Source organism: Halovibrio variabilis (assembly GCF_007991175.1).
GTDB lineage: Bacteria > Pseudomonadota > Gammaproteobacteria > Pseudomonadales > Halomonadaceae > Vreelandella > Vreelandella variabilis.
The window spans coordinates 39,503-61,321 of sequence record NZ_BJXV01000021.1; the positions used below are offsets into that span (position 1 = coordinate 39,503).

The following is a 21,819-nucleotide window of genomic DNA, read 5'->3' on the forward strand; positions in this document are numbered from 1 at the left end:
AACAGCTGTCTATTCTTCAACAACTACTTTTTCCAACAACTGCTTTTCTAACAGCTACACATTTTCTAGCGGTTAGTTATTTTTTTACGGCGTTGGAGTTATTTGCTGCCATCGCCTAGCAATGAGCGCTTTTTGACTTGTTACCTAACAATGCTGCAAAACCCAAGCCGCGAATCGCCTATTTAAAAAATTAATCTTTATAAACAAATAGTTAAAAATTTACGGATTAAACGCCAGCAAACTTTTTCGGCCTAAACACGGGCCAAATGTTGTTTGGAAGTGCACAACCGCTCCGTAAACGCACCATCCCTGTGCAAACTAGCGACCCAGCCGCTCACTCACTGTCTCTTTCATTTTCCTCTAAGCAACTGACTCAGTTAACAAAAAGAAATATGCCGGGCGGTTGGCCCACTAATTGCTTCTTACTATGAAAGGTTGGACAAGGTTTTAAACAGATGGCGGCCAATGGCGGTTGCCGGTGCTTAAAATACAGATTTTAAATACTGTTATTTTAAACAATACTATCGGGCAACGACGCCCCTGCTGTGCTCTCTTTCCGCAATCTGCTGAAAAGAGAGCGCGACAGGGGCGTTTTTTTGTTTGGTGCTCAAGCAACGACGACACAGAGGAGCCACCCATGGAAACCACTTCCCGGTGCTCAGCCAATAGCCACTTAGTGATTATTGGCAACGGTATGGCCAGCCACCGCCTGATTGAGGCGCTGGTCAAACACCCAACACGCCCTCAGCGCATCACGGTGATTGGCGCCGAATCAGCGCCTGCCTATAACCGCATTTTGTTGTCGCCGTTGCTCGCGGGCGAAATGCAGCCCGACGCGCTAACCCTACGCGATGCCAACTGGTACGCCGACCAGGACGTCGCGCTGATTCTTGGCGAAAAAGTTGAAACGCTTGATCGGAAAAGCCAAACCGTCACCACCGATAGCGGCCGATCGCTTGTTTATGATCATTTGATAATCGCCACCGGCTCGCGCCCTGCTCTGCCCGACGTTCCCGGTATCGAGCTTGAGGGTGTGCACGGTTTTCGCGACCTGCAGGATGCCGACGCGTTGGAGGCGATTGCCAAGCGCGGAGACAACGCCGTGGTCATCGGTGGCGGTCTATTAGGCCTGGAGGCCGCAGAAGGTCTGCGCAAACGCGGCGATGATATCAAAGTGAACGTGCTCCAGCGCAGCGAACGGCTGATGAACCGCCAGTTGGATACGACCGCCGCGCACCTGCTTAAAGATACGCTTACTCAGCGCGGTTTACAGATTATTACGGGCGCCCAATTAGCGCGGCTAGAGAGCGATACCCAGGGCCGAGTCGCCGCGGTGCACCTTGCCGATGGCCGCCAGTTGAACGCCTCCAGCGTGATCGTCGCCGCAGGCATTACCCCTAATGCAGAACTGGGCCGCCAAGCGGGCCTAACCACTGAACGCGCCATTGTGGTGGATGAGTTTCTTACCACTTCTGACCCGGCCATTTCCGCCCTCGGCGAATGCTGCCAGTTCAATGGCACTACCTACGGCTTGGTGGAGCCGATCTGGCGTCAGGTTGAGGTGCTCGCTGCCACGCTATGCGGCACATCTACCCAGGGTTACACGGATGCCCCCAGCGCCACCAAACTCAAAATCAGCGGTGTGGCGCTCTACGCCTTTGGCCCCACTGAGGCCAGCGCCGGGCATGAAGTGCTGAGCTACCACGACCCCGAACAAGGCGACTACCGGCGCTTGCTACTGCGCGACGGCCAAATTGAAGGCGCAATGCTTTATGGCGACACCAGCCAAGGCCCCTGGTACTTCGAACAGGCGCTGGCAGGTGCCGATCTCAACGCTTATCGCCAAGCCCTATTGTTTGGCGCAGCCGATGTAGAAGTGCTACAGGCGAGCATGGCTGACCAGCACAACGACACCCCCGATTTATCGACCTCAGAGGCGGCATAATGGCTATTCAAAACATGTCTTCCAAGAACACGGCAACCACACAGCAATTAATCATTATTGGCAACGGCATGGTCGGCCATCACTTGGTCGAGCAGCTCGTCGATAACGGCGCCCTTGATCGCTATCAGGTCACCGTATTTGGCGAAGAGCGCCACCGCGCCTACGACCGTGTGCACCTATCTGAATACTTCAGCGGACGCGATGCCGATTCACTGGCCCTTTGCGAGGCGGATTACTACGCCGTAAGCGGCGTGGAACTGCGCACCGGCGAAGCCGTGATCGAGATCGACCGCAGCGCGCAAGAAGTGGTGACCGATCAGGGCCGTTACGCCTACGACCGTTTGGTCCTGGCCACCGGCTCCTTCCCCTTTGTGCCGCCAATTCCCGGCAATGACCGCGACGGCTGCCTGGTCTACCGCACCCTGGATGATTTAGACGCTATCCAAGCCGCCGCCGAAAACGCCACCACCGGCGTGGTGGTGGGCGGCGGCCTGCTTGGCTTGGAGGCGGCTAATGCCCTGCGCGGGCTAAACCTGGATACCGCCGTGGTGGAATTCGCCTCACGCCTGATGCCCATGCAGGTGGATAGCGAAGGCGGCGAGCTGCTGCGGGAAAAAATCGAGGAACTGGGGGTACAAGTACTCCTGGAGCGGGCCACCCAGCGCATTGAAGATGGCGAGGCGAGCCGACACCGTATGGTCTTCCAAGACGACAAGGTGCTGGAAACCGACCTGATTGTGTTTTCGGCAGGCATTCGCCCCCGCGACCAGCTAGCCCGCGATTGCGGCCTGGAAATTGGCGAACGCGGCGGCGTGGTGGTGGATAACCAGTGCCTGACCAGCGACCCCGCCATTCTGGCGATTGGCGAAGTGGCGCTGTGGAATCAGAGTATTTTTGGCTTGGTGGCCCCCGGCTATCAAATGGCCAAAGCTGCGCTTTCGACGCTAACCGAAGGCGACACCCAGTTTGGCGGCGCCGACATGAGCACCAAGCTCAAGCTCTTGGGTGTGGATGTGGGCTCGATCGGTGATGCCCACGGCAACCAGAACCCCGGCGCGCGGATGTTCCGCTACCTAGATCCCATCAAGCAGGAGTACCGCAAGCTGGTGGTCTCCAGCGACGGTAAAAAACTGCTCGGCGCCATGCTGGTGGGCGACAACGGCGTTTACGACACCTTGCTCCAGTACTATTCCAACGGCATTGAGCTACCCGATGAACCCGCTTCATTGATTCTGCCGCAAAGCAGCGACGCCGCGCCCACGCTCGGCCCCGGCGCGCTGCCGGAAACCGCCACTATCTGTTCCTGTCACAACGTCACCAAGGGCGATATTTGCGCCACCATCGATGACGGCGCGGTTGACCTTGGCGGCGTAAAAGGTGTCACCAAAGCCAGCACCGGCTGTGGCGGCTGCACCGCACTGCTCAAAAGCGTGGTTGACCACGAATTGGAAGCCCGCGGCGTTGAGGTCGATAAATCGATTTGCGAGCACTTCGCTTTCACCCGCCAGGAGCTTTACGACATTGTGCGTGTAGAAGGCATCAAAACCTTTAGCGAGCTGATCGAAAAACACGGCAACGAAGACACCCACCGCCTGGGCTGCGACATCTGCAAACCCGCAGCGGCGTCTATTCTGGCCTCCTGCTTTAATGAGCCGATCACCGACGCGGCGCATATCCCCTTGCAGGATACCAACGACACCTTCATGGCCAACATGCAGAAAAACGGCACCTACTCGGTGGTACCGCGTATTGCCGGTGGCGAGATCACTCCGGACAAGCTGATCGTGCTGGGCGAAGTGGCCAAAAAATACAGCCTCTACTCTAAAGTGACCGGCGGCCAGCGTATCGACCTGTTTGGTGCCCGCCTAGAAGACCTGCCGGATATCTGGAGCGAGCTAATTGCGGCAGGCTTCGAGACCGGCCACGCCTACGGCAAGTCACTGCGTACGGTGAAGTCCTGTGTCGGCAGCACTTGGTGCCGCTACGGCGTGCAAGACAGCGTCGGCATGGCGATACAGCTAGAGAACCGCTACAAGGGCCTGCGCTCGCCCCACAAGATCAAGTTCGGCGTTTCCGGCTGCACCCGCGAGTGCGCCGAAGCCCAGAGCAAAGATATCGGCATTATCGCTACCGAAAACGGCTGGAATCTCTACGTTTGCGGTAACGGCGGCATGCGCCCGCGCCACGCAGAACTGTTCGCCACTGACCTTGACGATGAACAGCTCTACCGCACCATCGACCGCTTCTTGATGTTTTACGTGCGCACCGCCGACCGGCTACAGCGTACGTCTGTATGGCGTGAAAACCTCGACGGCGGCCTGGCGTACCTCAAAGAGGTGGTTCTGGAAGACAGCCTAGGTATTAACGACGAGCTGGATCGCCAGATGCAAACCGTGGTGGATACTTACCAGTGCGAATGGGCCGACGCCATCAGCGACCCGGAGAAACTCAAGCGCTTCCGCAGCTTCGTCAACGACGACCGCCCGGACCCATCGATCATTATGACCTCCGAGCGCGGCCAGCTTCGCCCCGCTTAAGCGACGCTAAGCCCTGTCACTGAATAAAAAAGAGGCACCACCATGACCGCAACGGCAATGAAAAAAGAGATGGATATGGCAGATGTTCAAAACAGCGAAGCTTCTCAAAACCACGCTTCTGAAAACAACACGGCGTGGCAAAAAGTTTGTACTAAAGATGATCTGGTAGCCTTCTCTGGTGTCGCCGCCTGGCTTGAAACCGGCGACGGCCCTGCCCAGGTCGCTATTTTCTACTTGCCTGGGCCGGAAAAAGGAAAGGGCGATGAGCTCTTCGCCCTCGACCACCATGACCCCTTCTCTAACGCCAACGTGATCGCCCGGGGCATCGTCGGCGACCTGAAAGGCGCGCCGGTGGTCGCCTCGCCTATCTACAAGCAGCACTTCCGCCTTGAAGGCGGCCAGTGCTTAGAGGATGAGAACGTCAAACTGCGTACCTGGGAGATCGCGTTCAAAGGCGATGAGGTGTGGATTGAGGGGTAAAGAGGTTGATTAGCTTCGATAAAACGACAACGCCGCCCTTAAGGGCGGCGTTGTCGTTGCAGGCAGTGGTTCTCAATCGTTATTCACCATAACGCTTATTCATCCAAAACTTAATCATCCAAAAACGTAATCAGCGCCTGATTAAACTCCTCGGCATGGGTGGCATTGATAGCATGCGGGCCGCCTTTAATCACGTGCGTTTGGGCATTGGGCAGTAACTCCTGGGCTCGCTTGCCGCTGACTTCAAAGGGCACGATGCCGTCTGAATCGCCGTGCAGCACTAATGTAGGCACATCAATGTTGGGCAGGTCGTTGCGAAAATCGGTATAGCTGAACGATTTAATACACTCATAGGTCGCTTGGGGGGACGCAAACGCCGCAATATCGCGGTGATATTGGCGGTTCGGCTCGCTGACTAAATCGCTGCGTTCGCCTGCGGCAAAGAAGCTCTTGGTAAACTCTTCCAGAAAGGCGATACGGTCGCCTTTTACCCCGTCTAGAAACTGCTTAACCGTGGCATCATCCAGGCCACCTTCAGGGTTATCGTCGGATTTATACAGGTAAGGCGGCACCGCGGCGGCAAACACGGCTTTCAGGACACGTGCCGTGCCGTAGGTTGAAAGGTAGCGCGCCACTTCACCACCGCCCATGGAAAAGCCCACTAAGCTAACATCGTTCAAGTCGAGCGTTTCAATCAGCTTTTTTAGGTCGGTTGCCAAGGTATCGTAGTCATAACCACCGTAAGGTTGGGTAGACCAGCCAAAGCCACGGCGGTCGTAAGTGACCACTTTATAACCCGCCTCAACCAGTGCAGAAACTTGTTTTTCCCAGGAACGACCGCTGAGTGGCCAACCATGAATGAGCACCACCGGCTTACCAGCCCCGTGCATTTCATAATAAAGCTCAACGGGTGTACCGTTCTGCGTTCCTACGCTCAACATCGGCATCGTCTACCCCTCCGGTTTGGCTAACGTTAATGATGTCTATGCCATGTAAGGCTAGTACAACTGCAAAGGCTTACCAAACCCGCCCAGCAAACACTGACATGAGCTACCCGGATTAGATAAGTTGCTAACAAAATTGCTATGCTGACCATCCATATTCCCTATGTGCGCTGTGGAGCAAAAAAGTTCGTGAAAACTGAATCAAGTACGTTGGCATTTTCCGCTTTTATGGCGCTACTCATCGGCTGTGCGGGTATCGCCGCCACCTTGGCGTCTAACTCCCAAGCAATCCTTCTGGATGGGCTATTTAACCTTATCTATTTTGGCGTAGCGCTAGTGACGATCAAGGTGAGCAAATTAGCCAGCCGCCCCGACAGCGAATCCTACCCGTTCGGCTATAGCTACTTTGAGTCGCTGGTGAACCTGTGCAAAGGGCTGCTGATTTTTGGTGTCGCGGTATTTGCCTTGGTGGACGCCATTGGTGCGCTATTGACAGGCGGGCGCGCTATCGCGGCAGGCATCGCCATTGTCTACGCACTTTTTGCCACTATGGCTTGCTCACTCACCGCCTGGGTAATGCACAAAAGCCTGCGCCATTTACGCAGCCCACTGATTGAGGCGGATAAGAGCAATTGGGTGATCAACAGCGTTATTTCGGCAGCAGTACTCGCTGCATTCTGCCTCGTGCTGCTGCTAGAGCGGGCAAACTGGCAGCTAGCGCTGCCCTATATCGACCCGCTGCTAGTGATTGGCGTCGTGCTGCTTTGTTTGGGTGTCCCGGTGCGCATGGCATCCCAAGCGCTGAAGGAACTCCTCAACAAAACCCCAGAAGAAACCATCGCGGCGCCGGTACGCCAAGCCGTGGCGCGAGCACTCGCTGACACTGATACGCAAGAAGTGCGCGTACGCTTAGTGCGCCCCGGGCGCCTGCTGTATGTCATCGTGCATGTGGTGCTGCCAGAAGCATCCGACGTTTCGGTCACCAACCAGGATTCATTACGCGCACGCGTCGATGATGAAGTACGCCGCTATTACTCTCCCGTGGTATGTGACGTGGTATTTACTGCCAACACCCGCTGGGCAGCGCCCTCATGTGGACTATTAGTAGAAAAACATTGATAAAAAAGCGGCCCTACATCGGCTACTGACAAGCCGCTACGACAAGGCCGCTATCGTTTACGGCTATTTTGATTCACCCACGGGGTTTGCCTCTTTCACTGGCCATACATCCGCATCCACCAGTTCAGGGCGTTTAAGAATGGCCGGATCAAATAACGGCTCTTTAATACCGTCACGGCGTTGGCGTTCATAATCTTTCAATACCGCCACGGCAATCGGCCCCATGATCAGAATGGCAAACAGGTTGGTCGTCGCCATTAGCCCCATGGCCAAGTCGGCAAAGTCCCAGACCACGCTTAGCTCTGCCACTGAGCCTAACAGCACCATGGCGATAATAATCACCTTGAACACGCTGACCGCTTTTTTGGCGTGGCGGCGAAACAAAAACTCGATATTCACCGACGAGAAAGAGAAGTTGGCCAAGATAGACGTGAAGGCAAAAAACAGAATCGCCAGGGCGATAAATATTTCTCCAAAACCGCCTAGATGGTCGACCATGGCATCCTGGGTGAGCTGAATACCTTCGATACTGTCGCCCGGCGAGTCTGACATCAGCCGCTCATAAACGCCGGAAAGCAGAATCACCACCGCCGTGCAGCTACAGATCACAATGGTATCGACAAACACCCCAAAGGATTGCACCAGCCCCTGGGCGGCCGGGTGTTTCACGGTTGCCTGAGCCGCCGCATTGGGCGTTGAGCCCATGCCCGCTTCATTAGAAAACAGGCCGCGCTTGACGCCATTCTCCATCGCCGCTTTGATCGCGTAGCCCGCAGCACCGCCAACGGCCGGGCCAAGTCCAAAGGCACTCATTACAATCAGCGAAAGCATATCGGGCACTGCTGGCAGATTAGTCAACAGGATCCATAGCGCCACTAACAGGTAAGCAATTGCCATTGCCGGGACAATTTTCTCGGCAGTCCGCGCCACCGATTTGAGACCACCATAAATAACCGAGCCTGCCAATATGGCAATCACCACGCCGGTGATCCAGTTGGGTATGCCAAAGGCGCCATTCATACCTTGTGCAATGGTATTGGATTGGGCGGCGTTAAACGCTAAACCGTAAGCAATGATCAGAAACACCGCGAACAGCGCACCTAGCCAGCGCCACCCTAAGCAGCGCTCGATATAGTAGGCAGGACCGCCGCGAAATACGCCATCCTCATTGCGGTGCTTATAAACCTGGGCCAAGGTCGACTCAATAAACGCAGTGGCGAAGCCCACCAGCGCCGTCACCCACATCCAAAAGATGGCCCCCGGCCCACCAATCCAAAGCGCCAGGGCCACCCCGGCTAGATTCCCAGTGCCGACCCGCGCCGCCATCGATGTGGCAAACGCCTGGAAGCCGCTAATGCCATCCCCGGCACCGCGTGCGCTGAACGTCACATAGGCCATGTGCCTAAACAATCGAAACTGCATACCCCGGGTCATAATGGTAAACAGCAGGCCCGCACCTAGCAGCAGATAGACAAGTATGTAACTCCAGATAAAGTTACTGACGGGCATCATGATGGCATAGAGACCATCACGCAGCGGGCCAATGACTACTTCGAGGGTCTCCATGGGAACGCTCTCCAGTTTGATTTTTGTTCACACCCAGGCCCGGTGTACTGAGTTGGCTTGCAATAGTGAAGCCTTCAAACCGAGTCTAGTCAGCTTTTTAACCAGCCCCCAAATAAACGCGCATTAAAAAGCGGCCCGAAGGCCGCTATGTAAAGCTATGCTGACTAACAAGTGGTCAATTACAGCTCGCGTTTGCCGTCTACTAAACGAGAAACGTTAAACGGGTTCCCCTCTTTAAGCGCCTCGGGCAGCAAGCCCTCAGGCAGGGATTGGTAGCAAACCGGCCGCAAGAAGCGATGAATGGCCGCCGAGCCTACCGACGTGGTACGTGAATCAGAGGTCGCCGGGAACGGACCGCCGTGTACCATGGCATGGCACACCTCGACACCGGTGGGCCAACCGTTGGCAAGAATACGCCCAGCCTTGCGTTCAAGCGTAGGCATCAGCGCTTTAGCGGTATCCAGGTCGGCGTCATCCATATGCAGTGTGACGGTTAGCTGGCCTTCTAGCTGTTCAGCAACACGTTTCACTTCCGCCGCATCTTCGCACTCAATCACCAGCGAGGTGGCACCGAACACTTCCGCCTGCAGCGCTTCAGAGGTTAGGAAATCACTTGCTGATGCAGCAAACAGGCCTGTCTGGCACTGATAATCGCTGCCAGTTTGGCCGCGGGCGATTTCACGCACCTTGGCATCTGAGCTCAGCGTCGAGACACCCTCTTGATAGGCGTGATGAATCCCCGGCGTCAGCATAGTCTGCGCGCCGCTGGCTTCTACTGCGCCTTTTGCCGCTTCAATGAAGGTGTCCAACTCCGGGCCTTTTACTGCAATCACCAGACCGGGATTGGTACAGAACTGGCCTGCACCCATGTTAAGCGAACCGACAAATGCTTCGCCCAGCGCTTTACCGCGCGCCTTAAGTGCCGCCGGCAGCAAGAAAACCGGGTTAATGCTGCTCATTTCGGCGTAAACCGGAATCGGCTGGGGCCGCGCCTGGGCGGTTTTCATCAGCGCCATACCGCCACTGCGTGAACCGGTGAAACCAACGGCCTGAATACGCGGGTCATCGACCAACGCCTGGCCAATTTCGCTACCGGCACCAAACAGCAGCGAGAACACGCCTTCTGGTAACTGGCAGGCTTTTACGGCTTTTTGAATCGCCTGCCCGACCAGCTCCGAAGTGCCTGGGTGTGCAGAGTGACCTTTAACCACCACCGGGCAGCCAGCGGCCAGGGCTGAAGCGGTGTCACCACCCGCGACGGAGAACGCCAACGGGAAGTTGCTGGCACCGAACACAGCCACAGGGCCCAGAGGGATATGGCGCTGACGCAGGTCGGCACGCGGTAGCGGTTGGCGATCTGGCATCGCCGGGTCGATGCGTACATCTAACCACTCGCCGGCACGGACTACCGAAGCAAACAAGCGCAGCTGGCCGCAGGTTCTACCGCGTTCGCCTTCGATACGCGCTTGGGGCAGGCCCGTTTCGGCCATAGCGCGCTCAACCAGCTCACTGCCAATGGCTTCAATTTCACTGGCGATGGTTTCTAAAAAGGTTGCCCGCTCTTCCAACGAGGTTTCGCGGTAGGTGGCATACGCCGTTTCAGCCAGCACGCAGGCCTGCTCAACGTGGGCACGACTGCCGCCGACATAGATGGGGTCTAGCTTTTCGCCACTCGCCGGATTAACCGCTTGAATGTTGGCCTGGGTACCGGTCACTGTTTGTTGACCGATCAGCATTTCGCCTCGAATCGTCATAGGTTGCTCCTTGATAGGATAGTGTCAGTGATATCACTGGTTGCGATGCTAGTGGTCACGATATTGGGCATAGGTGTTACGCGCCCGATTCAGATGCTGATACATCGTTTCGCGAGCCGCTTGCGCATCGCGGGAAAGAATAGCGTCGAGAATATGGGTATGTTCTTCCTGGACGCGCTCTAAATAACGCTCAGAAGAGATCGGGTTAATATCAATACTCAGCAGCTTCGCGCGGGGAATAACGCTCTGGCTCCACTGCTGGTAAAACGATTGGAAAAAAGGGTTTTTGGTCGCTGTAGCGATCGCAAAGTGGAACAAATAGTCCTCTTCACGCGCTTGGGTTTTTGCAGCATATGCATTGCTAAAAGCGACATGCTGGGCTTCGAGCCGCTGGCGATCTTCATCGTCATGGCGTAAGGCCGCCAGCTCCGCCGCGGCAGGCTCTAGCGTTAAGCGAAGCTCCAGCAGGTGCAGGATATCTTCCACAGTGGTCGGATTGATACGCTCGGCAGGCCGCGCCTCTAGCGTAGAAGAATGCAGAACCGAGGTACCTACGCCACGGCGAGTTTCCACTAGCCCCAGCGATTTCAGATGGGTAATCGCCTCACGGATCACTGTGCGGCTAACGCCAAAGGAGTCGCAAAGGCTGTTCTCTGTGGGCAGTTTTTCCCCTACTGCGACTTTGCCCTGGGTAATCAACGCTTCCAGTTGATCGGCCACGTGCACGGACAAACTTCCCTGCTGCGTCACTTTATTTACTTGAAGCGGTTTTAGGGCAGATGCCGTTGCGCTGGGTTTGGCCATGGAAGCTATCCTTAGTTTATGCCTAGTTGTATTATATCGTACAACCTAGCTTTTTTGTTTACCACTACGTGTCCTCAGGATGCGTGCTTACGAGGCGATATGTCTAGTCCATCTGCGATAGCCCTGACGGCATGGCCTGCTTTTATATTGCTGATGTCAACTCAAGTCACAATAGAGAGATTTAAAAAACTAGTACAAAGTCGAGCGCTTAACCATTTGGCCTCATCTCTCTATCGTTAATACGTCTTGCTTACCCCGTTGTCATTTAGAAAGCGCCCTAACGAACGAGTGCAGGACGCTTGGGATCAAACTCCCAGCCAGGAATTAAAAACTGCATCGCCATGGCATCATTGCGCTGCGTGGTATCTAACGACTTATAAAGATGGTGCGCCTGCATAAGTTTATCTTCATCAATCTCAACCCCAAGACCAGGTGTCTTTGGCACTTGGAGCTTTCCATCGCGAATTTGGAAAGGGTTTTTAGTAATACGCTGCCCGTCTTGCCAAATCCAGTGGGTATCAATCGCGGTAATCTCGCCTGGGCAAGCGGCCGCCACGTGGGTCATCATGGCGAGCGAAATATCAAAGTGGTTGTTGCTGTGAGAGCCCCAGGTCATGCCCCATTCATTGCACAGCTCTCCGACTTTCACAGCGCCCTGCATGGTCCAGAAATGACAATCGGCCAACGGTATATCAACAGAATTAAGCTGGACGGCGTACTGCAACTGTTTGAAATCTGTCGCAATCATATTGGTAGCCGTGGGCAGGCCGGTGCGTTTCTTAAACTCGGCCATGGTCTCGCGCCCTGAATAACTCTCTTCCTGACCACAGGGGTCTTCGGCATAGCTCAACAGATGTTTGATGGGCTCCAGCACCCGCACTGCTTCATCAAGCTTCCAGGCACCGTTGGGATCAAGTGTTAGCCGCGCATCGGGGAACGCATCATGAAGCGCGCGGATACAGTCGGCTTCCTCTTCACCACGTAATACACCGCCTTTTAACTTGAAATCTTTAAACCCATAACGCTCATAGGCGGCTTTGGCCAAATTAGCCACTGCTTCAGGTGTCAGTGCTTCTTGGTAGCGTATTTCGTCCCAGCTATCTTGAGGGTCGTGCGCTTTAGGATACGGAAGGTCTGTCTTGCCAGGGTCTCCCAGTAAAAACAGGTAACCCAATGCTTCGACTTCATCACGCTGACGGCCGTACTGACCGAGCAGATCTGCAACAGGCATTTGTAGCGCCTGCCCATAGAGGTCTAATAGCGCCGACTCAATGCCCGTAATCACATGAACCGCTACGCGCAAATCAAACGTCTGACGGCCCCGCTCTTCGCGGCCGTTCTGCGCTAGCTGCAAGCGGACCTGATTAAGGGTGTGCTTAATATGATTGATCTGCGAGCCTTCTACCAGCTCGCGACACTGCTCCAGCCCGTTAAGAATGCCGCCGCTGGAAGGAATTTCACCAACGCCTTGGTTACCCGCATCATCTTCAAGAATGACCACGCAGCGAATAAACCAAGGGGCATGACCACCACTGAGGTTTAACAAGAAACCGTCGTAGCCAGCGACAGGAACCACTTTCATTAGTTTAATCTTAGGAAACATATCTCGTATACCTCTCTTATAGTTGAAAAACTTGAAACATTCTTCAGGGCACCTGAACCACTTCACAGCAACGATTGGCGCATTGCCCGACTTAATCATCTACCCCAGTGCCTTCGGCGAGACAACCGTGTTCCACCACAACGAAGGCGACAATGTCGCCTTCGTGTACGTAGATAATGCGAGCGTTAGCGGCTGTTTTGGTCACGATCTTTTCCTGGCTTCACTTGCGTGCTGCCGGCCACTTGGCTCAGTTCCATCTTCTGCTTAGCACGGGTTTTCATACCAACGACAATGGAAAAGACGACCGAGGCAACAATCAACGCCCATAGCACCATAGCGATGGGGCTCTTGGTGAAAAAGATCGAGAAAGTACCGAATGACTCGAGGCTCTTGACGAAGTAGATTTCCGCCTGGCTTCCCAGAATGAACCCGATAATCAAGGGAGCCACTTCAAGCCCGACCTTCTGAATGACGTAACCCAATACGCCGAAGATCAAAAGGGTCCAGACATCAAACATGATGCCGTAATTAATCGCATAGGCTCCCACCACACACATCATCACGATAATCGGGAAGAGAAGATGCTTGGGCACCATCACCACCTTGGCAATATGCTTGATGGCGTAGAACATTAAGAAGAACATCACGATGTTTGCAAAGATTAGCGCTGTCATCATGACGTACCAGGTATTGACGTTCTCCGGAATAAACAGTGGCCCTACCTGAATCCCCTGAAGAGTGAAGGCGCCAATCAAAACAGCTGTCGTTGAGTCGCCTGGGATCCCTAGGGAAAGAAGGGGAATCAAAGCGCCACCGGTAAGGGCATTATTGGCCGACTCCGAGGCGATAAGCCCCTGAGGTGCGCCTTTACCCATCTGGGAAGAATCCTTCGACAGGTTTTTTTCCTGGGTATAGGCCAGCACAGAGGCGGCACTACCGCCCACACCCGGCAGCATGCCGACGAAGGTGCCGATGAAGGAGGAACGAACTAGATTGGTCATACGACCTTTGAAGATTGACAAGGAGAAGCCACTATTACCCTTACCGAGTTTCACGCGCTCGCCAGCAATGTCTCTCTTAACCCCTTTTTCCGCCTCAAGCAGGATCGTGGAGATACCGAAGATGCCGATCAACACAGGCAACAGCGAAAAGCCTTCGTAGAGATAAGGCTCCATAGCGTCAAACATCAGGCGCGTCTTGCCGTTGCCACCATCTGAGGTGCTATAAACGCCGACCAAGCTAAGCCAGATACCGATCACGCCACTAAATATCCCTACCAGCATATTGCTGGACAGTGAGGCGATGACCGTTAAGGCTAAGAAGATGATTAAAAACTTCTCCACGTAGGAGAACTTGATTGAAAAGTCCGCCAGCACCGGAGCAAAGAAAAAGAGCACAGCGGCACTGATCAGTCCGCCAACGACAGAGGCGATAACACTAACGCGCAACGCCTTCTCTCCCTCTCCCTTCTGCGCCATTGGATAGCCGTCGAAGGTGGTGGTAATCGAGGAGGGTGTGCCGGGAATATTGAGCAAAACCGCCGGCACCATGCCGCCCGAGATACCCCCCACGTAAAGACCGAGAAGCAACGCCAGACCATGGTTAAGGCCCAGCGCATAAGTCAGCGGCAAACAGACAGCCACCGCCATAGTGGCGGTCATGCCGGGAATGGCACCAAAAATGATGCCAACCAGAGCACCCAGGCCAGCGAGAAGGAAGAAAGTTATATCAAGAAGTGACAGGAATTCCATAGGGGCACTCACTTCGGTCACGGCAGAGTAATTTTGAACAGCTTGGCCAGAACAAACCAGGCCAGGCTGGGCGCGACAATGGCAGTAATCACAGCGGTGATCACCGCCTTTTTCGTCCACTCATGCATATATAGAAACGCCATAAGTAAGACGAAGCCCATCGAGACAAACAGGAAACCGTACCCGGTATAAGGGAACATGTTGCCCACTACCGCCATTAGGTAGAAATACGCCACAATCAAGACAAGAGTGCCGAAAAAGCGGAAACTATCCCTAGCCTCCCCCACAATGGGCAGCTTGCGCTCTCCCCGTTTCACCGCGGCCATGAAGGGTGCTACCTTCGTCACTAAAATCAGGGCAAAGAGTCCCGCCAAGATCCAGTGGATAATCCTCGGGAAGAACAGGTGGGAGGTCTCAAAATCGATTGAAACACTAAGCAGACTTGAAAGACCTGATTCCATAACGGCTCCGGGCATAAGCAGCAGGGTATCCTGCTTACCATAGTTCTATAGCGGCTCACGCATAGGTGTGGCACCCGCCGCACACGCAGCGGGTGCTATACGCTTTACTTGATGTTGCTGATAATTTCTTCGTAGCGAGCCATTTTCTCGGTGAGATACGCGGCGGCTTCATCAGAAGGCTTGAAGTTAGGAATAAAGAAGGCGTTCTTCTGAATCTCCTGTATTTCACCTTCCGCATAGATATCCGCTAGCGCTTCATCGATTTGCTCAACAATCGCTGGATCCATGTCTTTGTTATAGAGGAAGAAGAATTCTTTATCGAACGTGAAGTTCTCATCGTCTCCCATGGTGACATGCACGTTCGGCTCTACATATTCCAGCAGCTGCTCGCGAGAGGTCTTGCCCATGCCTTCTTCCGGCGCCTGCTCGATGGTGCTCTGGCGTGCCGTCAACCAAACAAAACGCATGGCCTTTTGATCATCTTCGGGTAGACGGGTGTACTGCTCATTGGCCTGTACCGAGCCATGGATCATGTCGACCTGATCATCAAAGAGTTGCTGGTTCTTATCTGACTGTGAACCGGTATTGACGGCGACTAGGTTATCTTCCATCCCCGGGTACTCAATAGAGATGGCATTTTTCAGCGCACTGAACCCAATCTCCGAGACGCCGCCGGGCTGAATGGCAACACGCACGGTTTCGCCATCACCAACAGCTGCCATGATTTGTTCAAGATTTTCATAGGAAGAATCTTTAGGCACCAGATAAGCGTTACCCGGATTGATAGCCACGGTTGGGCCGACAGTATACTTCTCAAAGATGTTGTCGTAGCCCTGCACGCCGTACAGGTAACCCAGATAAGACTGATCGTGGAAGATCATTAGGGTATTGCCGCGGGAATCACGATCCAGCGTCCGAAATGCAGAACTCGCACCAACGGCATCAACCTTCATATTGATATCAAGGTGCTCAGCCAGGTGATCAGCAACGATGCTGGAGTTCTGATACGTATCGCCCCCTGTGGAGGTCGAGCCGATGACGATGCGCACGTTGCCGCGCAGTGGGCCGTCCTGGGCCATGGCAACACCTGAGCTGACACTCAATGCTGCCATCAGCGCTGCGGAACCGACACTGGTCATTAACTTGTTGGAAACGATCATACTTTCACCTCTTTTGCTCATTGTTAAATTGTTATAGCTCAGTGGCCTAATGAGTTAGCAGCTTAGGAATAAGCGGCTTCTTATCTCACTACTTAACACTATCGATCAGCTTTTTAAGCTCCTGACACTCCTCCTGGGTTGGCATTACAAGTGGCGCGCGGACACTACCCGCGGGACGACCCACGATGTCAGCGCCTGCTTTTATCAGGCTAACGGCATAGCCCGCTTTTCGATCCCTGAGATCCACGAAAGGAATAAAAAAGTCGTTGGTGATCTGTTTCACCACGTCTTTATTACCTTTACGCAATTCCTTGTAGAATTTCACCGCCATTTCCGGTACGAAGTTGAAAACGGCAGATGAGTAGGTGTTCACGCCAATGGAGACATAGGCCTCGGCAAAAATTTCCGCCGTGGGTACGCCACCGATATACACCAGACGATCACCCACGGTTTTGACGATTTTGTTTAACGCCTGAATATCGCCTTTGCCATCTTTCAGCCCTACCAAATTCGGGCACTGGTCGGCCAGTTGCTGAACCGATGAGGCGTTCAAGATACCGTTGCCGCGGTTGTAATAAATCACGTTGACGGCCGTGGCATCGCAAATCTGACGGGCATATTCCACCAGGCCATCTTGGGGGCACTCGGTGAGGTACGGCGGCATCAGCAGGATGCCATCGGCGCCCGCCTCTTCTGCTGCTTGCGCAAACTCGATTCCAGTTGCCACGCTTAAGCCCGCGCTGGCAATGACCGGCAAACGCCCATCAATCACCTCAACGGCAACACGGACAATCTCGCGATACTCTTCAAGTGACAGGTTGAAAAACTCTCCCGTGCCACCTGCGACGAAGACCGCCGAGATCTCGTGGCTGATGAACCATTCCAGGCGCTTACGGTAGCTCGCTTCATCGAAACGGCCTTGGCTATCGAAATCCGTAATCGGGAACGACAATAAGCCATCGCCGATAGCGTTTGTTACAGCTTCTCTTGAAAATGTCACTTTGCGCCCTCTTTAAAAATATGCTGACCACTCAACGAGCCGACATGATTAGTTAGCCAACAACCTTTGTAATACATCATACAACTGAGACAATAAGTATTGCGCCAATATGACGCAAGAACAAAGATCAAAATTTAAACCAAAGTAGCAGTAGCGGCCATACAGCTCACATCCCTATAGGCAGCCCAGGCCTATCACTAAGCTTTTAAAAACTAAGCTTTTAAAACTTAACTTTGGAAAAACTGAGCCTTTAAACCTCAACCACAACATCTGGTTTAAACAGCGCTGGCGTAAACTCATGAGGGTAACCGCCAGGATTAGCAATGACACGGGTGCCGTTACGCAGAATATCCACGGGTTCGTGGACATGCCCGTGCACCCATAGATCCATCTGGCCCATTAGATGAGGCAGGTTGGAAGCAAACGCAGGGGAAAGCACATCGCCCAGGTACTGGCCGGGAATGCAGTTATGCAGCGGGGCATGGTGGCTTACCACTACCTTGGGCCCATCAAAGGGTTTAGCCAGCTCACTTTCTAACCAGTCAAGCGCTTCGGCATGCAGTTGACGGCTTGCGTCGGGCGTGAAAACACGCCCTGGAGCGATCTGCACGATGCGATAATCGGGCATGTAGCGCAGCGCTTTAGACTCAGTATCGGCGGGATTTTTAGTTGGATCACCGGCGTAAAGCGCAAAGTCAGTCCATAGCGTAGTGCCGTAAAAGCGTACGCCATTGAGGGTGACGGCACGGTTGTCCAGAAGCTCAATGTCGAGCCGCTCGGCTTCAAGCGCCAGCTCATCGCGTAGCAGTGGCATACAGCTATCGTAGAATTCGTGATTGCCGGGCACATAGATAACCGGCGTGTGCGGAAAACGGTGGCGGGCCCAAGCCAATCCTTCACTCTTGCGATGAATATCCCCGGCTAACACCACCACATCAGCGTCCACCTCAGGCAGCTCGCGGTGGCCATCAAAAAATTCCAGGTGTAGATCAGACAGGATGCGCAGTCGCATAGAACTCCTCATAGGTACTGATTTAAACAGTCTTCTCCATTCTATATCACTCTGTCGTAGGGCATTAGTGAAGTGATTGCTCACTCTTCATCCTGGTGAGTTAATACGCAGCATTCCGTTCGCTCGACCCTAGTCGATAACGCCTCACAATAATTATGCTGCACTGCAACAAAAAACCGCTATAATGGAGGTGTAGTCCCATTAGGAGGACAACACTATGACTTATTCAACAACATCCCCTGCACGCGATAGTGAAGTTCTGGAGTTCTGGGGTTTGAGTGCTAACTGGCAACATGCCGCAGCCGAGGCGCTAAAAGCCTATCTAGGCTAACTTAGGCGCTTTGATCTCCTTGTGACCAAAAACTAATCACAGAAGCCGGATTAATTTCCGGCTTTTTTATGTGATGAAAACCTTTTCCATTCAAGAAGATAATAGTCCATATCGGTATTTGTAATCGTTCACTTACAAAAAATGGCCGTTTATCTACATTTTTTGACTAACGGCTCTCCTTAAAAGCCCTTAATATCCCACCACAGCTAAATTGCTGCTTTGCACAACGCAAGCCGCGTATAAGAAAATACCAATGCCCCCTGAAAAATGAGTAAACGCCATGCCACAACCCGTTGAACAAGCCCAATCGTTAGAAGTAGAGATTATGGAAGTATGGGCTCAGCGTGCCCAGCAACAGCGCGCTGCGTTTGATGCCATTAAGGCCTATCTGCGTTAAGGAAGGCCTTCATCGTGCTATTTCTCGGCGCACCCAACGCCTCGTTAACGCGAGGCGTTTTTTTATGCCTTTACAGCCAGTTTGTTTCAGGTGCTTCAGCGATCACAAGCTTAGAAAGATAGGCGTCTTGTAGGATATACATCCGCTTTACATCGCGATATTGGCCATTGATAAAGAACTCCTGCACCAAATGGCCTTCCTCCATAAAGCCGCTCTCTTCATAAAGATGAATCGCTTTGACGTTTTCCACCGCCACGATGAGATATACCTTATGCAGGTTTAAGATCGTGAACGAGTAATGCAGCGCCTGTCGGATTAGCGAGCGTGCAAACCCTTTGCCTTTATCCAAATGGGTATTCACTAAGAATACACGCTTTAACCTGACTCGCTGCCACGTTTAGGCTGTATCAATCCAGCCGCCGAAATGAAAACAGTTCCGCCAACGGGTGCTCTCTACCCTCAATTACCGCGCGCAGCAGCTTGGCACCGATCATGCTATAGCTGATCCCGTTGCCACCATAGGCCATGGCAAAGTGGACGCGGGGCCCTAACGCTTTGTGCGGGCCAAAAAAAGGCAAGCCATCGTCGGTTTCAGCAAAGGTACCTGCCCAACTGAACGTGGGGTTGATCGCCAAGTCAGGCCACAGCGCTTCTACTTTGCGCGCCAACCCTTGGGCTTTTTCCAGCACCCGTGCGTCACGCCGCTCGGGAATGTCCTCATCGTCATCATCGCCGCCAATCAGTAAGCGGCCATCGCGTGTCGTGCGCATGTAAAGGTAGGGACGCTGTGACTCCCAGATCATGGTGTGACGGAGCTTGCCTAGTGCTTCTGGCGGCAGCGGGTCGGTAATAAGCGCATAGCTGCTGCGATTGACCGACACCGACTCGGCCAACCAGGCCTGCGATTCATACCCTGCCGCCATTACCACATGTTGGCAGCGCAGTGCGGCGCCATTGGCAAGCGTCAACGTGACACCTTGCTCGTCACTCGACATGTTTTCCATTTGCGTGCGGTCATACACTTCACCACCACGCTCAACTACCTGAGCAAACAGCTGATACGCCATACGGTAGGGATCCATGCTGGCGGCTAACTGGGTAAGAATCGCGCCCGGCGCCTCAAAGCCGTACTCGGCCAAAACAGTCTTGCGCTCAAGCCAGGTTGCTTCGAAGCCATGCTTTTGCCGAAACGCCAGCTCTTGTTTAAGCGATGCCACGTCTTTATCGCTGCTAGCATAGTAAAGGCTATGCTGACGCTCAAAATCCACATTCCCCATTCCAGCGGCCAAGGCTTCGAGCTCACCGATGGCCTCGGCGCAGGCGCGGTAGGCGCGCACCGCATCAGCTTCCCCGTAGCGTTTCGCTAAGTCGGTCATGTGAGTATCAATTTCATACTGCAGCAGCGCCGTGCTGGCGGCAGAACTTCCCCAGCCCACATCCCGGCGCTCAAGCACTACTACATGGTGACCGTGACGGCTCATTTCATCGGCGATCAAGGCGCCGGTAATGCCGCCCCCAATCACGACAACTTCGCTTTGGTGGTCACGGGTCAGCTGTGGAAAGGTTTTAAGTAGACCATTCTTGACCGCCCAAAAGGGGTAGCCACTTTTTAGATCCATCTGATTGCCTATGCTAGTTTGACGTGCAGTATGCTGTTAACCATAGATGGTTCCTGCAAACTTGCTTGATAAAGCCTGCTGGCCTGCTGTAAGTAGCCGCCTCTACACAAAAGGAGATGCCCATGATTGATTTACGCAGCGATACGGTAACCCGCCCTTCCGCCGCCATGCGCGACGCCATGATGGCCGCGCCGGTAGGCGATGACGTATGGGGCGATGACCCAACGGTTAACGCGTTTCAAGAAAATCTGGCCGAGCAAACGGGCAAAGAAGCGGCGCTACTGTTCCCCAGCGGCACGCAAAGCAACCTAGTGGCCTTGATGGCCCATTGCGAGCGAGGCGACGAGTACATCGTGGGGCAATCAGCCCACACCTACCGCTATGAAGGCGGTGGTGCAGCGGTTTTGGGTAGCATCCAGCCCCAGCCGATTGAAAACGCCGCCGATGGCACGATGCCGCTTGAAAAAATCAGCGCCGCCATTAAAGCCATTGATTTTCACTTTGCGCGCACGAAACTGCTAGCGCTGGAAAACACCATTGGCGGCAAAGTGCTTCCCGAGGCGTATGTGCTAAACGCCACCGAACTGGCCCGTGAGCGCGGTTTGGCAACGCACCTGGACGGCGCACGGCTCTTCAATGCGGCGGTCGCCACGGATACTTCGCTTAAGCAGCTGTGCCTGCCGTTTGATAGCGTCTCGCTATGCTTCTCAAAAGGCCTGGGAGCGCCCGTTGGCTCCGCACTGGTGGGCTCGCAAGCATTGATCGACCGCGCCCGGCGCTGGCGGAAAGTCGTCGGTGGCGGTATGCGTCAATCCGGCATTATCGCCGCCGCCTGCCAGTATGCGTTAGAGCATCACGTGGCGGACCTGGCCGACGATCATCGCCGAGCGGCACGTCTGGCCGAAGGCTTAGCAAAGCTGCCAGGGGTCGAGATCACCTCTCAGGCAACCAATATGGTATTCGCCCGCTTTGCCGACGAACACGTTCAGCCGCTCTCCGCCTGGCTCAAAGAGCACGGCATTTTGATCGAGCTACTCTACGCCACGCGCTTCGTCGCGCATCGTGACATTAGCGATGCGGATATCGATAAGGTCATCGCGGTGATGGAGGCGTATTTCAGCCGGCATTAAAGGCGAGATGCACGGCGATACCCGCCATCATTAAGCCAATCAGGCCATCGATAGTGCGCCACGCGATAGGCTTAGAGAGCCAAGGCGAAAGCGCGGCGCCGCCCCAGGCCAGCAGGCTAAACCAGAGGATGGACGCGGTAGAAGCCCCGGCCACAAACACACCGGTGCTCTCCTGCTGGGCGCCAATGGCGGGTATCAGCAGCAGT

17 protein-coding genes and 1 pseudogene are annotated in these 21,819 nt (G+C 54.2%); 5 read left to right on the plus strand and 13 right to left on the minus strand.

Translation table 11 applies throughout. The features are described 5' to 3' along the window. Nucleotides 1–637: 637 nt before the first annotated feature. The 3 genes from HVA01_RS15550 to nirD are packed head-to-tail and all read left to right on the plus strand — an operon-like array spanning nt 638 to nt 4,962. Nucleotides 638–1,945, plus strand: a complete 1,308-nt coding sequence (locus HVA01_RS15550) for an NAD(P)/FAD-dependent oxidoreductase (RefSeq protein WP_146876326.1) — start codon at nt 638–640, stop codon at nt 1,943–1,945. After that, entirely contained in the window at nt 1,945–4,482 is a 2,538-nt protein-coding gene (gene nirB / locus HVA01_RS15555) for a nitrite reductase large subunit NirB (protein WP_281288478.1), read from the plus strand. Before HVA01_RS15550 ends, nirB begins: the two co-directional genes overlap by 1 nt. Before the next feature lie 42 nt (nt 4,483–4,524). Beyond that, nucleotides 4,525–4,962 carry a nitrite reductase small subunit NirD gene (nirD, locus tag HVA01_RS15560; protein WP_146876327.1) on the plus strand — a complete coding sequence of 146 codons (438 nt, stop codon included), beginning with the start codon at nt 4,525–4,527 and terminating at the stop codon, nt 4,960–4,962. 110 nt (nt 4,963–5,072) lie between these two features. Here the strand turns inward: nirD and HVA01_RS15565 are convergent, their stop codons facing one another. Continuing rightward, nucleotides 5,073–5,909 carry an alpha/beta fold hydrolase gene (locus HVA01_RS15565; RefSeq protein ID WP_146876328.1) on the minus strand — a complete coding sequence of 279 codons (837 nt, stop codon included), beginning with the start codon at nt 5,907–5,909 and terminating at the stop codon, nt 5,073–5,075. A 186-nt stretch (nt 5,910–6,095) separates the two neighbouring features. On the opposite strand from HVA01_RS15565, the gene HVA01_RS15570 reads away from it, so the two are divergent. Next, nucleotides 6,096–7,025: a cation diffusion facilitator family transporter gene (locus HVA01_RS15570; protein WP_146876329.1), complete on the plus strand. Its 930-nt coding sequence runs from the start codon at nt 6,096–6,098 to the stop codon at nt 7,023–7,025. 63 nt (nt 7,026–7,088) lie between these two features. Here HVA01_RS15570 and HVA01_RS15575 read toward each other — a convergent pair whose 3' ends face one another. The 11 genes and pseudogenes from HVA01_RS15575 to HVA01_RS15625 all read right to left on the minus strand — a co-directional run bounded on the left by HVA01_RS15575 (nt 7,089) and on the right by HVA01_RS15625 (nt 20,483). Further along, nucleotides 7,089–8,591 carry an alanine/glycine:cation symporter family protein gene (locus tag HVA01_RS15575; protein ID WP_146876330.1) on the minus strand — a complete coding sequence of 501 codons (1,503 nt, stop codon included), beginning with the start codon at nt 8,589–8,591 and terminating at the stop codon, nt 7,089–7,091. 179 nt (nt 8,592–8,770) lie between these two features. Further along, nucleotides 8,771–10,345 carry an aldehyde dehydrogenase (NADP(+)) gene (locus HVA01_RS15580; protein WP_146876331.1) on the minus strand — a complete coding sequence of 525 codons (1,575 nt, stop codon included), beginning with the start codon at nt 10,343–10,345 and terminating at the stop codon, nt 8,771–8,773. Nucleotides 10,346–10,393: 48 nt separating this feature from the next. Next, nucleotides 10,394–11,149 carry a FadR/GntR family transcriptional regulator gene (locus tag HVA01_RS15585; protein ID WP_170243530.1) on the minus strand — a complete coding sequence of 252 codons (756 nt, stop codon included), beginning with the start codon at nt 11,147–11,149 and terminating at the stop codon, nt 10,394–10,396. 277 nt (nt 11,150–11,426) lie between these two features. Next, nucleotides 11,427–12,752, minus strand: coding sequence for an enolase C-terminal domain-like protein (locus HVA01_RS15590; RefSeq protein ID WP_146876332.1), 1,326 nt, complete (start codon nt 12,750–12,752; stop codon nt 11,427–11,429). Between the two features lie 185 nt (nt 12,753–12,937). Then, nucleotides 12,938–14,503, minus strand: coding sequence for a tripartite tricarboxylate transporter permease (locus tag HVA01_RS15595; protein WP_146876333.1), 1,566 nt, complete (start codon nt 14,501–14,503; stop codon nt 12,938–12,940). 17 nt (nt 14,504–14,520) lie between these two features. Beyond that, entirely contained in the window at nt 14,521–14,964 is a 444-nt protein-coding gene (locus HVA01_RS15600; protein ID WP_146876334.1) for a tripartite tricarboxylate transporter TctB family protein, read from the minus strand. A gap of 104 nt (nt 14,965–15,068) precedes the next feature. Continuing rightward, nucleotides 15,069–16,124, minus strand: a complete 1,056-nt coding sequence (locus HVA01_RS15605) for an ABC transporter substrate-binding protein (protein ID WP_146876335.1) — start codon at nt 16,122–16,124, stop codon at nt 15,069–15,071. Nucleotides 16,125–16,212: 88 nt separating this feature from the next. Next, nucleotides 16,213–17,124 (minus strand): 5-dehydro-4-deoxyglucarate dehydratase, encoded by a 912-nt coding sequence (kdgD, locus tag HVA01_RS15610; protein ID WP_146876336.1) that lies wholly within the window; start codon nt 17,122–17,124, stop codon nt 16,213–16,215. Between the two features lie 250 nt (nt 17,125–17,374). Continuing rightward, entirely contained in the window at nt 17,375–18,136 is a 762-nt protein-coding gene (locus HVA01_RS15615; protein ID WP_146876337.1) for a metallophosphoesterase, read from the minus strand. A 798-nt stretch (nt 18,137–18,934) separates the two neighbouring features. Continuing rightward, a pseudogene (locus tag HVA01_RS15620) lies at nt 18,935–19,207 on the minus strand (GNAT family N-acetyltransferase); the annotation flags it as partial. Between the two features lie 64 nt (nt 19,208–19,271). Then, nucleotides 19,272–20,483 carry an NAD(P)/FAD-dependent oxidoreductase gene (locus tag HVA01_RS15625; RefSeq protein ID WP_146876338.1) on the minus strand — a complete coding sequence of 404 codons (1,212 nt, stop codon included), beginning with the start codon at nt 20,481–20,483 and terminating at the stop codon, nt 19,272–19,274. A gap of 122 nt (nt 20,484–20,605) precedes the next feature. Between HVA01_RS15625 and ltaE the strand changes: the two genes are divergently transcribed. After that, nucleotides 20,606–21,613, plus strand: coding sequence for a low-specificity L-threonine aldolase (ltaE, locus tag HVA01_RS15630; protein WP_146876339.1), 1,008 nt, complete (start codon nt 20,606–20,608; stop codon nt 21,611–21,613). Here the strand turns inward: ltaE and HVA01_RS15635 are convergent. Further along, a partial coding sequence (locus HVA01_RS15635; protein WP_170243531.1) for a LysE family transporter occupies nt 21,600–21,819 on the minus strand: 220 nt, incomplete at its 5' end. The two genes, ltaE and HVA01_RS15635, sit on opposite strands and share 14 nt — an antisense overlap.

Bases quoted from the DNA above. Each gene is read 5' to 3' on its own strand.
- HVA01_RS15550 (WP_146876326.1), top strand. From the start codon at position 638: ATGGAAACCACTTCCCGGTGCTCAGCCAATAGCCACTTAGTGATTATT.
- nirB (WP_281288478.1), top strand. From the start codon at position 1,945: ATGGCTATTCAAAACATGTCTTCCAAGAACACGGCAACCACACAGCAA.
- nirD (WP_146876327.1), top strand. From the start codon at position 4,525: ATGACCGCAACGGCAATGAAAAAAGAGATGGATATGGCAGATGTTCAA.
- HVA01_RS15565 (WP_146876328.1), bottom strand. From the start codon at position 5,909: ATGCCGATGTTGAGCGTAGGAACGCAGAACGGTACACCCGTTGAGCTT.
- HVA01_RS15575 (WP_146876330.1), bottom strand. From the start codon at position 8,591: ATGGAGACCCTCGAAGTAGTCATTGGCCCGCTGCGTGATGGTCTCTAT.
- HVA01_RS15580 (WP_146876331.1), bottom strand. From the start codon at position 10,345: ATGACGATTCGAGGCGAAATGCTGATCGGTCAACAAACAGTGACCGGT.
- HVA01_RS15585 (WP_170243530.1), bottom strand. From the start codon at position 11,149: ATGGCCAAACCCAGCGCAACGGCATCTGCCCTAAAACCGCTTCAAGTA.
- HVA01_RS15590 (WP_146876332.1), bottom strand. From the start codon at position 12,752: ATGTTTCCTAAGATTAAACTAATGAAAGTGGTTCCTGTCGCTGGCTAC.
- HVA01_RS15595 (WP_146876333.1), bottom strand. From the start codon at position 14,503: ATGGAATTCCTGTCACTTCTTGATATAACTTTCTTCCTTCTCGCTGGC.
- HVA01_RS15600 (WP_146876334.1), bottom strand. From the start codon at position 14,964: ATGGAATCAGGTCTTTCAAGTCTGCTTAGTGTTTCAATCGATTTTGAG.
- HVA01_RS15605 (WP_146876335.1), bottom strand. From the start codon at position 16,124: ATGATCGTTTCCAACAAGTTAATGACCAGTGTCGGTTCCGCAGCGCTG.
- HVA01_RS15615 (WP_146876337.1), bottom strand. From the start codon at position 18,136: ATGCGACTGCGCATCCTGTCTGATCTACACCTGGAATTTTTTGATGGC.
- HVA01_RS15625 (WP_146876338.1), bottom strand. From the start codon at position 20,483: ATGGATCTAAAAAGTGGCTACCCCTTTTGGGCGGTCAAGAATGGTCTA.
- ltaE (WP_146876339.1), top strand. From the start codon at position 20,606: ATGATTGATTTACGCAGCGATACGGTAACCCGCCCTTCCGCCGCCATG.